The organism is Caballeronia sp. INML2, assembly GCF_023631365.1.
GTDB lineage: Bacteria > Pseudomonadota > Gammaproteobacteria > Burkholderiales > Burkholderiaceae > Caballeronia > Caballeronia turbans.
This window is the reverse complement of sequence record NZ_JALQDH010000005.1, coordinates 161,264-173,436: the sequence shown is the minus strand read 5'-3', so window position 1 is coordinate 173,436 and position 12,173 is coordinate 161,264. Positions and strand designations below refer to the sequence as shown.

Sequence of the window (12,173 nt, the reverse complement as noted above, 5' to 3'; positions counted from 1 at the left end):
CGGAGACCGCCGCGTGGCCGGTCTCCGAAAGTGGCTTTAGAAGCCTGCTGCGAGCCCGTCGCGCCGGCTGTCACTCGCCGCGACATATCCACGCTCGGGATCGTTGGGGTCGAGCTTCCAGATGTATTGGCCCGAGCCGAAGTCCATATACGGATCGTCGACGGACTTGATCGTATGGCCGAGGCCTTCGAGCGCACGCGCGGTTTCGAGATCGAGCGTGGCTTCGATATCGATGGTGAAATCGCGATTCACCTTCCAGCGGGGCGCGTCGCACGCCGCTTGCGGCTGCTGGCCGTAGTCGAGCATCCGCACGATCGATTGCAGATGACCTTGTGGCTGCATGTCACCGCCCATCACGCCGAAGCTCATGACGGCTTGGCGGTTGCCATCGATTTCCTGCGTGAGGAACGCCGGAATGATCGTGTGGAACGGGCGTTTGCCGCCTTCGACCACGTTTGCGGACTTCGGATCCATCGAGAAGCCACAGCCACGATTCTGCAGCGCGATGCCCGTGTCAGGCACGACCACGCCCGAGCCGAAGCCCATGTAGTTCGACTGGATGAAGCTCACCATCATGCCGCGCTCGTCGGCGACCGACATGTAGATGGTCCCGCCCGCCTTCGGCATGCCGAAGTCGAACTGCGTCGCCTTCGACGGATCGATGAGCTTCGCGCGTTCCGCCAGGTACGCGTCGTCGAGCATCTGCTCGGGCGTCACCTCCATCGAGCGAGGATCGGCGACGTAGCGATAAACGTCGGCGAAGGCGAGCTTCATCGCCTCGATTTGCAGATGTTGCGACTCGATGCGATCGACGCTCAGGGCGCTCACATCGAATTTGTCCAGAATACCGAGCGCGATCAGCGCCGCAATGCCTTGACCGTTCGGCGGGATCTCGTGCACCGTGTAGCCGCGATAGTCCTTGCTGATCGGCTCGACCCAGTCGGCGCGATAACCGCGCAAGTCGTTCATGGTCAGCGCTGCGCCGCCCTCGCGCGCGAACGCGGCAATGCGCTCGGCGATCTCGCCTTCGTAAAACGCGCGCGGACCATGCTGCGCGAGCATGCGCAGCGTTTTAGCGTGGCCGGGAAAGCGCACGAGCTCGCTCACATCAGGCGCGCGGCCGTGCGGCATGAACACATTCGCGAAGCCCGGCTGATCCTTGAGCTCGGGCACCGCCGCCGCCCACTTGTAAGCGACGATGCTCGCCACCGCATGACCGCGTTCGGCGATCTCGATGGCGGGTTCCATCAGGTCCGCGAAGGGCAGCGAGCCGAACTTCGTATGCAGCGCCTCCCATCCGGCAATGACGCCCGGCACGGTGACCGCGTCCCAGCCGCGCTTGGGCTGCCGTGCGAGTCCGTTCTCCTCGCCGTACTTGCGGCGGAAATAGTCGACGTTCCAAGCCGCCGGCGACACGCCCGACGCGTTGAGGCCGTGCAACTTCTCGCCGTCCCATACGAGTGCGAAAGCGTCGCCGCCCAGGCCGCACGACACCGGTTCGACCACGGTGATGGCGGCCGCCGCTGCGATCGCTGCGTCGACGGCATTGCCGCCCTTCCACAGCATGCGCAGGCCAGCTTGCGCGGCCAACGGATGGGACGTCGAAACGATGTTACGGGCGAACACCGGCAGGCGCGGCGTGGGATAGGGGTTTTGCCAGTTGAAGCGAGTCATTGAATGAAGTCCGAAATACGAGGAGGCAGCATGCCGGGCAATTCTGTAGGCCAGCGGGAAAAGGGGGATATTGCATTGTCCACTTAATCCAAAACAAATTCATTTATCGTATAAATTAATGATTAATCTGCATGAATACGTCGTGCACGTCCGCCCGTTTGCGCGTACTTGGGCGCCCTCGTGTTTGTGTGCGCCGCCGCACGCACTTCAAGTCGAATCTCCGAATTCCCGTAAGCGATGGACCGCTTCCTCGAGTAAAAAAAGTCAAAGCCAAAATTTTCAACGCGAATTTGGCACTTGTCAGACGCTTGCCTACAATCCCAATTCCCGGCATCCGCAATACAAAACTCCACGCGTTTGCCCGGCGGTTTTTCAGTTTCCCCGTACAACGTTTCGAAGCAAAAAGATCCGGCTTACAAAGCCGGCTGCTTATGCCGTTCGGTCGTCATGGAGAACACACAATGCTGAGTCCGCACGAATTTGCCACGCTGCTACTGGTACAGGAAGCGCCCAATCAGGTCGACATGGAACGCCAGGAACTCGACGCTCTGCTCGAACGTCAGTTGGTCCAACTCGAAAATCTCGCATCAGGACGCCAGCAATGGCGCCTCACCGCCACCGGCGATTCCACCGTCAAAGCTTTCAAGCGTTACTCGTAGCACGCGTAGCAGGACTCGGGGCGCGGCCCGCGGCCGCGTCCCTCTCCGCCTCTCCCTCGTATCAAATCATTCAGCCGGCACGCAGTGTCGGGTCGACTGCGGCGCGCCAGCTCAGTGCCTGTGCTCGCTGATCCAGGAAGAAGCTCGCCCATGCGCTCTGCGCCTCAGGGCTGGGATTCGACCGGTACATGCGATAACGCTCCGCGATCGCCGTCTGGAAAGCGCAAAAACGCTCCCTCGTCAGCCCGCCTCGCCGCTCGGCCACATAGGCGTCGTAGAAGGCCGAATAAACCGATTGCGCGTCCGCCCCGTAATCGACCGGAGACGACGTCCCGCACATGCCCTGCAGCGCATTGAACGAGGGCGCGCCCATCGTTCCGTTCAGATTGGGTGTTCCCACGCAGCCCGCCAGCAACGCCGCACTCAAAACGCCTGAAACACACAGCACTCGCATCGCACTCACCTTCGATCGATTTCGTGACGCCAGTATCGGACGAACGGAACTGCCGCGCCACTCGGCCGAATGGCATAGGCCGATCGACGTTCGAGCGCGACATGTCACGCGGCTTATGCCGTTTGGCCAGGTTGTCCGCGGCGCCTTGCTCCGATAGATTGCGCAGAAGGACATCGCGTCACGGCTCGACGCGTCGATGTCAGCTCTAATCGGAGAAGACCATGCAGGATCAGTACATTCTCGCGCTCGACCAGGGCACGACCAGTTCGCGCGCCATGCTGTTCGACAGAAACGGCAACGTCGTGTCCGTGGCGCAGAAGGAATTCCAGCAGATTTATCCGGAAGCGGGCTGGGTGGAGCACGATCCGCAGGAGATCTGGTCGACGCAGGCCGGCGTCGCCGCAGAAGCCGTCACGCGCGCCGGCGCAAGCGCCTCATCGATTGCGGCGGTCGGCATTACGAATCAGCGCGAGACCACGATCGTCTGGGACCGCGAGACGGGCAAGCCGATCTACAACGCAATCGTCTGGCAAGACCGTCGCACGGCCGGCTTCTGCGACGAGCTCAAGGCGCGCGGCCTCGAAGCCATGGTGCGCAGTAAGACCGGCCTGCCCATCGACGCGTATTTCTCCGCGACGAAAATCCGGTGGATTCTCGACAATGTCGAGGGCGCCCGCGACAAGGCGAAACAAGGACGGCTCGCCTTCGGCACGGTCGATAGCTGGCTCGTCTGGAATTTCACGCGGCACGGCCTGCATGTCACGGACATCACGAACGCATCGCGCACCATGCTCTTCGACATCCACGAGCGGCGCTGGGACGACGAGTTGCTCGACGCGCTCGGCATACCGCGCAACATGCTGCCCGAAGTGCGCACATCGTCCGAGGTGTATGCCGCCACGCAAGGCACGGTGTTCGCCGCGGACGTCCCGCTCGCCTCGCTTGCCGGCGACCAGCACGCCGCGCTCTTCGGACAGATGTGCACGGATCCCGGCATGGTGAAGAATACGTACGGCACCGGCTGCTTTCTCGTCATGAACACGGGCGACAAGCCGATCGAGTCGCGCAATAACCTCGTCACGACAATCGCCTGGCAGATCGGCGATCAGGTCAATTACGCGCTTGAAGGCAGCATCTTCATCGCGGGCGCGGTGGTGCAATGGCTGCGCGACGGGCTCGGCCTCATTCGCCAGGCAAGCGAAGTCGAGACGCTCGCGCGCGGCGTGCCGCATACCGATGGCGTCTATCTCGTCCCCGCGTTCGCCGGGCTCGGCGCGCCGCACTGGGACGCGCGCGCACGCGGCACGCTCTTCGGCGTCACACGCGGCACGACATCGAGTCATATCGCGCGCGCGGCGCTCGATTCGATCGCGTATCAATCCCTCGACGTGCTCAAAGCAATGGAAGCGGACTCGGGCATGCGCATCGGCGAATTGCGCGTCGATGGCGGCGCCTGCGCGAACAATCTGCTGATGCAGTTTCAGGCCGACATCCTCGGCGTCGATGTCGCGCGGCCGCGCATCGCTGAAACCACGGCGCTCGGCGCGGCGTATCTCGCGGGGCTCGCGGTCGGCTATTGGAAGGATGTCGACGAACTCAAGGCGCAATGGCAACTGGAGCGCCGGTTCAGTCCGTCGATGCCGCAACCGGAGATCGCGTCCTGTCTCGCCGGATGGCAACGCGCGGTCAATGCGGCGAAGGCATGGGCCGACAGCTAGCTGTACCGATCCGCCGATGTCATTTTCCGGAACGCGGCGCCATGCGGCGGTGCAAAAACCGGCGGCGTGCTGTATCCTAAAAAACCTGTCGAGCTTTTGGCTCGGCGGTATTCAGTACGTCTTCAGGGCGGGGTGCAATTCCCCACCGGCGGTAAGTGGCGAGGCCTCGTGGCCAGACCACGAGCCCGCGAGCGCCCGCGCCGGCAACGTGCGCGGGGTCAGCAGATCTGGTGAAACGCCAGAGCCGACGGTCACAGTCCGGATGAGAGAAGATGTGCAGATGGTCATGTCCGTTCCCCTTGGCGATCCTTGCGTCGCGCCGAACCGGACGACGCCGCGCCTTCGGGCGTGTCGCCGCGGGGTGTCGTTCTGTCTGTTTGCAATGCCCTGAAACGTTTTTCGCTTAATTTTCTCGCGAGAGCGTTTCACATGTCCCAGACCCAAGCTACCAGCCTTTCGTTCGCCGCACCCGCCGTCATCGCCGACGACGCCTTTGCCGACCTTCCCCAACTCGCTTCCTTCGACGTTCCGCCGCGCATTGCCGCTGCGCTCGACGCCATGCGCGAAGGCCGCCCGGTCGTCCTGCAGGACGATGACGATCGCGAGAACGAGGCCGATCTGATCGTCGCCGCCGAGAAACTCACCGACGCCACCATGGCCCTTCTGATCCGTGAGTGCAGCGGCATCGTGTGCCTTTGCCTGCCCGACGATAAAGTGCGCGCGCTCGAGCTTGCGCCGATGGCCCCAGCCAATGGCAGCCGCTACGGCACCGCGTTCACGGTGTCGATCGAAGCGCGCGAAGGCGTGACCACGGGCGTATCGGCGGCGGATCGGGTGACGACGATCCGCGCGGCCATCGCAGATCATGCGAAGCCGGGCGATATCGTCCGGCCGGGCCACGTCTTCCCGCTGCGCGCGATGCCGGGCGGTGTGCTCGCGCGGCGCGGCCACACGGAGGGCACCGTCGATCTGGCGATTCTCGCGGGACTCAAGCCCGCAGGCGTGCTGTGTGAACTGATGAACCCGGACGGCACGATGACGCGCGGCGAACAAGTGGCGCGCTTCGCACAGGAACACCGTCTGCCGATGCTGACCATCGCGGAACTCGTCGAATTCCGCACGGCGCTCGCAGCGGCGCGTGAGACCGTCGAAGAAACGGCCTGAGTCGCAAGACGCTCAGGACAGCACGTCGCCGAAATCCCCTCGCACGCCCGCGGCAACCAGCGCGGGGAGTTCGTCCATGTGCTCCATGATCCGTGTGATGCCGGTTTCGCGCAGCACCTGCGCGTAGCCCGACGGAATATGGCTCGCGCCGACGAACGCGATGGTCTTCATGCCCGCCGCGCGCGCCGCCGTGAGTCCGGCGACGCTGTCTTCCACGACGAGGCAGCGCTCGGGCGCGACATCGAGCGTGCGCGCCGCGAGCAGGTAGACATCGGGATAAGGCTTCGGCCGCTCGACCTGCTGCGCACTGAATACGCGCGCGCCCACGACTTCGTCCAGACCCGCGCGCCGCACCGAGGCACGCACGCGCTCGAGACGGCTGTTCGACACAACCGCGACCGGCAAGCCGCAACCTTCCAGCGCGGCGCGCACGCCGGCAATCGGTCCGACCGAGCGCGCGAGTTCCACCGCGACGCGCGCCTCGATCGTGTTGACGAAATCCGGCGGCATCACGATGCCGAAGTTCGTCTCCAGATGCGTCAGGAAGCGCGAGGTCTGCTGCCCGAAAGCCGTCTTGACGGCCGGTTTGAAGTCGATGCCGGGAAACGTCTCGGTCAGGACGTCCAGCATCACGCGATCCGCGATGACTTCGCTATCGACGAGCACGCCGTCGCAATCGCAGATGAGATGATCGATCATGTTGGCTCGAATTACGTTGAGCCAACATCATAAGCGTTCAGCAAGCGTCGGCTGCTTTTACTTCGGATGTAACGCGCGGCGCGTCCAGCCGCGCCGCGAACCATGTCACCGCGAGGGCTGCGAGCGCGACCGCCGCGGCGGCCCACGGCAGCGCATCGGGTCCGTGACCGTGCGTCAGCACCGCGCCGCCGAGCCACGCGCCGCCCGCATTGCCGACGTTGAACGCGCCGATATTGAGCGTCGATGCAAGATTCGGCGCATCCTTCGCCTTCTCGACAACGCGCGCCTGCAGCGGCGGCACCGTCGCGAACGCCGCGATACCCCACACGAAAATCGTGACGATCGCGCCGATCTGACTGTGGCTCGTCTTTGCAAACACGGCCATGACGATCGCGAGCGCGAACAGAATGCCCATCAGCGAGGGCATCAGCGCGCGGTCGGCGAGCTTGCCGCCGATCGTATTGCCGACGGTGAGACCGAGGCCGAACAACACCAGGATCAGCGTGACGGCGCGCGGCGAGAAACCGCCGACCTGTTCGAGAATCGGCGCGATATAGGTGAACACGACGAACACGCCGCCGAAACCGAGCACGGTCATCGTGAGCGCGAGCCAGACCTGGCCGTCGCGCAGCACGCGCACTTCGCGTGCGAGTCCGCTCGGCGCGGCATCGTGGCGATTCGGCACGAGCGCGGTCACGCCGAGTGCGGAGAGCACGCCCAGCCCCGCGACGATCCAGAACGTCGCGCGCCAGCCCAGTTCCTGGCCGATGAACGTCCCAAACGGCACGCCCAGCACGTTCGCGAGCGTGAGGCCAGTGAACATCAGCGCGATGGCGCTCGCGCGCTTGTCCGCCGGCACGAGCGACGCGGCCACGACCGCGCCGATGCCGAAGAACGAGCCGTGTGCGAACGACGTGACGACGCGCGCGGCCATCAAGAGTCCATAGCCCGGCGCGACCGCGCACAGCACGTTGCCGACGATGAACACGAGCATCAGCCCTTGCAGCGCAAGCTTGCGCGGCAGCTTGCTCGTCAGCACGGCGAGCAGTGGTGCACCGACCGCCACGCCGAGCGCGTAGCCGGTGACGAGCAGGCCCGCTGATGGAATCGACACGGAAAGATCGTGCGCGACGTTGGGCAGCAGGCCCATGATGACGAACTCCGTCGTGCCGATGGCGAAAGCGCTGATCGCCAGCGCGAGAAGCGGGAGAGGCATGGTGGCTCCGAATCAGAATTGAGCGGTCACGAATTCGACGACGACACCTGGCGCCAGCCGCACGAAGAGCTGAAGCTCGCGGGCGAGCGGCACTTCGGCGAGCTGGTGGGCATAGCCGTGGCAATCGAGACGTTCGAGCAAAGCACGCCACTCGGCCTTGTCGTCGATGCGCAGCGCCAGATGGTCGATGCGCGTCGCGCCTGGCCGCTCGGCGGGACGCGAATCCGCGGCACCCGAGGCAATCAGATGCACCGCCGGCCGCGCGCCGAGATAGAGCCAGTAACCGCCGACGCCGAACGGCGGCCGCGGCCCGACACGCATACCGGCGATATCGACGAAAAAGCGCATGAACGCATCGCAGTCGGGTGCGACGAGGGTGACGTGGTCGAGTTGCATGACGTGGATGCTCCTCAAGGGTTAACGCTAGCCGGCATTGTGCGAGGTATGCATTGCTTTGAGAATGGGTCTACGCTTTGAATCATTATCAAACCGGATTTGAAAATGACGATGGATCGACTCGGGGACATGCGCCTTTTCGTTGAAGCGGCGGCGGCGGGCAGCCTGTCGGCGGCGGGGCGCAAGATCGGACTATCACCGGCCGCGGCGAGCGCGCGGCTCATCAAGCTGGAAAAAGCGCTGCACACGCGGCTTTTCGAGCGCACGACGCGCCAGCTGCGTGTCACCGACGAAGGCCGCATGTATCTGCAGCACTGCCGGATCGCGCTGCAGGCAATCGACGACGCCGAAGCCGCGCTGCAAGCCGGCCAGAACGTCGTGCGCGGCAAGGTGCGCATTTCAGCGACGTCGAATTTCGGCCGCTCGATGCTGCGGGGCTGGATCGACGAATTCAGCGCGCTGCATCCGGACGTGAGATTCGCGCTGACGCTGTCGGACTCCGTGTCGAATCTGCTGCAGGAGGAGATCGATCTCGCGATTCGCTTCGGCGCGCCGCCGGACAGCGGACTGGCCGCCCGCGCGCTCGCGCCGAATCGACGCGTGCTGTGCGCATCGCCCGACTATCTCGCGCGCAAGGGCGAGCCCACAACGCCCGCGGAGTTGGTGGGTCACGATTTCGTCGTCGTGGTCACGGCAGGCGGGCCGCTCAACGAACTCGCTTTCGTGCGCGGCGACGAGCGCTACGCGTACACGATTCCGCTCGCGGACGCGTGGGAAACCAACGACGGCGCGATGACCCGCGCGTGGGCGCTCGCGGGCCACGGCATCGCGCATAAATCGATCTGGGATATCGCCGCCGACGTGCGCGCCGGCACGCTGAAGATGGTGTTGCCCGACTGGTGCACGCACGAGGCGGCCGTTCACGCCCTCTTCCACGCGAACCGCCACATGGCGCCGCGCGTGCGCGTGCTGCTGGATTTTCTGGTCGAGCGTTTCGAGAAAACGACGCACGAACTGCTCGGCGATCTGGCGTATCCGCCCGACAGGCGCCCGTCGCGTCAGGAATGGTCGTCGGCGCTATAATATCGGGCTAAATTACAGCAGAAAGCGGGCAGATCGCTGTAGAAGTCCGCGAAAACTCCGTCAATCCTCTTACCTGCGCCCCCAGATCAACCACTGCGACCGGCGACGATTCATGACCAAGAAAGTTTATGTAAAGACCTTCGGCTGCCAGATGAACGAGTACGACTCCGACAAGATGGTCGACGTGCTCGGCGCGGCGGAAGGACTCGTCAAGACGGACACGCCCGAAGACGCGGACGTCATCCTGTTCAACACGTGCTCGGTGCGCGAAAAGGCCCAGGAGAAAGTGTTCTCCGATCTCGGCCGCGTGCGCGAGCTGAAGGAGGCGAATCCGAATCTGCTGATCGGCGTCGGCGGTTGCGTCGCGAGCCAGGAAGGCGCGTCGATCGTCGCGCGGGCGCCGTATGTCGATCTCGTGTTCGGCCCGCAGACGCTGCATCGCCTGCCCGCGATGATCGATCAGCGCCGCGCCACCGGCCGCGCGCAGGTCGACATCACGTTCCCCGAAATCGAGAAGTTCGATCATCTGCCGCCCGCACGCGTCGACGGCCCGAGCGCGTTCGTGTCGATCATGGAAGGTTGCAGCAAGTACTGCAGCTACTGCGTCGTGCCCTACACGCGCGGCGAGGAAGTCTCCCGCCCACTCGACGACGTGCTCACCGAAATCGCCGGCCTCGCCGATCAGGGCGTGCGCGAAGTCACGCTGCTCGGCCAGAACGTGAACGCCTATCGCGGCGCGCTCACGCTCGGCTCGCACGACATCGCGGATTTCGCGACGCTCATCGAGTACGTCGCGGATGTGCCCGGCATCGAACGCATTCGCTATACCACATCGCATCCGAAGGAATTCACGCAGCGCCTCATCGACACTTACGCGAAAGTGCCGAAGCTCGTCTCGCATCTGCATTTGCCGGTGCAGCACGGCTCGGATCGCATTCTGATGGCGATGAAGCGCGGCTACTCCGTGCTCGAGTACAAGTCGGTCATCCGCAAACTCCGCGCGATTCGCCCGGATCTGTCGCTATCGACGGACTTCATCGTGGGTTTCCCCGGAGAGACCGAGGACGATTTCAACAAGATGATGGCCCTCGTCGACGAGATGAGCTATGACACGAGCTTTTCGTTCATCTACAGTCCGCGCCCCGGCACGCCGGCCGCGAACCTCCATGACGACACGCCACGCGAAGTGAAGCTGAAGCGTCTGCAACATCTGCAGGCGACCATCGAGGAAAACGTGCAGCGCATCAGCGCGTCGATGGTCGGCAAGGTCGAGCGTATTCTGGTCGAGCGGCCCGCGCGCAAGGACCCGAACGAGCTCGCCGGGCGCACGCAGAACAACCGCGTCGTCAATTTCCCCGCGCCGGCCGAGTCGCACGCGCGTTTGATCGGCCAGATGATCGACGTGAAGATCGTGCATGCGTATCCGCATTCGCTGCGCGGCGAACTGGTCATGGCGCCCGAGCTGACGCACTAAAGAAAGGAACCCAGGTTCATCTTGAAGAACGCTCCTACGCAGCATCTGGAATTCACCGCGCCGCGCGACGACAACGCGCGGCTCGCCAACCTCTGCGGCCCGCTCGACGAAAACCTGCGGCAGATCGAGCAGGCGCTCGATGTGACGCTTTCGCGTCGCGGCCACAAGATCGCGATTCGCGGCCGTGGCGCGAAAGTCGCGCTCGCGGCGCTCGAGAACTTCTACAACCGCGCGCGCGATCCGATTTCCGTCGACGACATTCAACTCGCGCTCGTCGAGGCGAGCCATGCGACGCGCCGCGCGAAGGATGCGCGCGAAGCCAACGGTGAAGAAGGCGAGATCGATCCGCGTTTTCGTGGCGATCCGGATCATCCGTTCGATGAACCGAGCGCGACGATCGACCTCGGCGAAGACGAAGACCACGGTCCGAAGCTCTACACGCGCCGGGCCGATCTGCGCGGCCGCACTCCGGCGCAGCGCGAGTATCTGAAGCAGATCATCGCGCACGACGTGACGTTCGGCATCGGGCCGGCGGGCACGGGCAAGACTTATCTCGCGGTCGCGTGCGCGGTCGATGCACTCGAACGCGATCAGGTGAAGCGCATCGTGCTGACGCGTCCGGCCGTCGAGGCGGGCGAGCGGCTCGGCTTCCTGCCGGGTGATCTCGCGCAGAAGGTCGATCCGTATCTGCGTCCGCTCTATGACGCGCTTTACGATCTGCTCGGCTTCGACAAGACGGCGAAGATGTTCGAACGTCAGATGATCGAGATCGCGCCGCTCGCGTACATGCGCGGGCGCACGCTGAATCACGCGTTCATCATTCTCGACGAGGCGCAGAACACTACGCCCGAGCAGATGAAGATGTTCCTCACGCGTATCGGCTTCGGCTCGAAGGCGGTCGTCACCGGCGATACCACGCAGGTCGACCTGCCGCGCGGCCACAAGAGCGGGCTGATCGAGGCGCAGCACGTGCTCTCGGAAGTGCGCGGCATCGCGATCACGCACTTCACGTCGGCGGATGTGGTGCGGCATCCGCTCGTCGCGCGCATCGTCGAGGCTTACGACGCGCAATCGCAGAAAGATGCGGCGCTCGCCGAGGCCGCGCGCGTCGCTCAGCAGTCGCAGCAAAAGCCCGAATGAAGCCGCGCCTCGCATTGACGATGCAGTTCCCCGCCGCAAAAGCGTACCCGTCGCACAAGGCGATCTTGCCGCGCGCGACGGTCGCGCGCTGGATCAAGGGCTCGCTTTTCGCCGACGCCGAGCTGACCGTGCGCTTCGTCGACGAGGAAGAAGGCCGGATGCTCAATCGCACGTATCGCCAGAAGGATTACGCGACGAACGTGCTCACGTTCGCCTACGCGGAATCCGAGGACGATCCCGTCGCGGGCGATCTGATTCTGTGCTGCCCCGTCGTCGAGCGCGAAGCCGACGAACAGGGCAAGCCGCTCGCCGCGCACTATGCGCATCTGATCGTCCACGGCACGCTCCATGCGCAGGGCTACGACCATGAAGTCGAAAGCGAAGCGCAAGAGATGGAATCCATTGAGACGGATATCATGCAGTCTCTGGGATTTTCCGATCCTTACGTGCCTTTGACCTGAAGCCGGTCCGATGTCCTCGATGTGTTGAAAGCGCC

The 12,173-nt window shown here is 64.2% G+C and carries 12 protein-coding genes and 1 riboswitch; of the genes, 7 read left to right on the top strand and 5 right to left on the bottom strand.

Annotated elements, in window-relative coordinates; translation table 11 throughout:
- Nucleotides 1-36: 36 nt before the first annotated feature.
- Complete coding sequence (ggt, locus tag NCT32_RS02160) at nucleotides 37-1,674, bottom strand: gamma-glutamyltransferase (protein WP_061117743.1); 1,638 nt, start codon at nucleotides 1,672-1,674, stop codon at nucleotides 37-39.
- Nucleotides 1,675-2,135: 461 nt separating this feature from the next.
- On the opposite strand from ggt, the gene NCT32_RS02155 reads away from it, so the two are divergent.
- The gene (locus NCT32_RS02155; RefSeq protein WP_035497782.1) at nucleotides 2,136-2,333 is read left to right on the top strand and encodes a hypothetical protein; all 198 of its coding nucleotides are present in this window, start codon (nucleotides 2,136-2,138) and stop codon (nucleotides 2,331-2,333) included.
- 70 nt (nucleotides 2,334-2,403) lie between these two features.
- Here the strand turns inward: NCT32_RS02155 and NCT32_RS02150 are convergent, their stop codons facing one another.
- The gene (locus NCT32_RS02150; protein ID WP_061117744.1) at nucleotides 2,404-2,787 is read right to left on the bottom strand and encodes a hypothetical protein; all 384 of its coding nucleotides are present in this window, start codon (nucleotides 2,785-2,787) and stop codon (nucleotides 2,404-2,406) included.
- Between the two features lie 221 nt (nucleotides 2,788-3,008).
- On the opposite strand from NCT32_RS02150, the gene glpK reads away from it, so the two are divergent.
- Together glpK and ribB are read left to right on the top strand one after the other, a co-directional pair.
- A complete protein-coding gene (glpK, locus tag NCT32_RS02145) occupies nucleotides 3,009-4,505 on the top strand; it encodes a glycerol kinase GlpK (RefSeq protein ID WP_250489866.1) in 1,497 nt (498 codons plus the stop codon).
- A gap of 114 nt (nucleotides 4,506-4,619) precedes the next feature.
- A riboswitch (FMN riboswitch) is annotated at nucleotides 4,620-4,783 on the top strand.
- A gap of 151 nt (nucleotides 4,784-4,934) precedes the next feature.
- A complete protein-coding gene (gene ribB / locus NCT32_RS02140; RefSeq protein WP_061117746.1) occupies nucleotides 4,935-5,669 on the top strand; it encodes a 3,4-dihydroxy-2-butanone-4-phosphate synthase in 735 nt (244 codons plus the stop codon).
- 12 nt (nucleotides 5,670-5,681) lie between these two features.
- Here ribB and NCT32_RS02135 read toward each other — a convergent pair whose 3' ends face one another.
- From NCT32_RS02135 to NCT32_RS02125, 3 genes are read right to left on the bottom strand one after another with little or no spacing between them, the layout of a single operon-like run.
- Nucleotides 5,682-6,368 carry an HAD family phosphatase gene (locus NCT32_RS02135; protein WP_061117747.1) on the bottom strand — a complete coding sequence of 229 codons (687 nt, stop codon included), beginning with the start codon at nucleotides 6,366-6,368 and terminating at the stop codon, nucleotides 5,682-5,684.
- Nucleotides 6,369-6,405: 37 nt separating this feature from the next.
- Nucleotides 6,406-7,584, bottom strand: coding sequence for an MFS transporter (locus NCT32_RS02130; protein WP_061117748.1), 1,179 nt, complete (start codon nucleotides 7,582-7,584; stop codon nucleotides 6,406-6,408).
- A 12-nt stretch (nucleotides 7,585-7,596) separates the two neighbouring features.
- Nucleotides 7,597-7,980, bottom strand: coding sequence for a VOC family protein (locus tag NCT32_RS02125; RefSeq protein WP_061117749.1), 384 nt, complete (start codon nucleotides 7,978-7,980; stop codon nucleotides 7,597-7,599).
- Nucleotides 7,981-8,091: 111 nt separating this feature from the next.
- Here NCT32_RS02125 and NCT32_RS02120 point away from each other — a divergent pair, with 111 nt between their 5' ends.
- The 4 genes from NCT32_RS02120 (at nucleotide 8,092) to ybeY (ending at nucleotide 12,138) form a co-directional block, all read left to right on the top strand.
- On the top strand, nucleotides 8,092-9,063 hold the full coding sequence (locus NCT32_RS02120; protein WP_061117881.1) for a LysR family transcriptional regulator: 972 nt from the start codon (nucleotides 8,092-8,094) through the stop codon (nucleotides 9,061-9,063).
- 112 nt (nucleotides 9,064-9,175) lie between these two features.
- Nucleotides 9,176-10,537 carry a tRNA (N6-isopentenyl adenosine(37)-C2)-methylthiotransferase MiaB gene (miaB, locus tag NCT32_RS02115; RefSeq protein ID WP_061117750.1) on the top strand — a complete coding sequence of 454 codons (1,362 nt, stop codon included), beginning with the start codon at nucleotides 9,176-9,178 and terminating at the stop codon, nucleotides 10,535-10,537.
- Nucleotides 10,538-10,558: 21 nt separating this feature from the next.
- The gene (locus NCT32_RS02110; RefSeq protein ID WP_061117751.1) at nucleotides 10,559-11,677 is read left to right on the top strand and encodes a PhoH family protein; all 1,119 of its coding nucleotides are present in this window, start codon (nucleotides 10,559-10,561) and stop codon (nucleotides 11,675-11,677) included.
- A complete protein-coding gene (gene ybeY, locus NCT32_RS02105) occupies nucleotides 11,674-12,138 on the top strand; it encodes an rRNA maturation RNase YbeY (protein ID WP_061117752.1) in 465 nt (154 codons plus the stop codon). The genes NCT32_RS02110 and ybeY overlap by 4 nt, the downstream gene beginning before the upstream one ends.
- The last annotated feature ends 35 nt before the right edge of the window (nucleotides 12,139-12,173 follow it).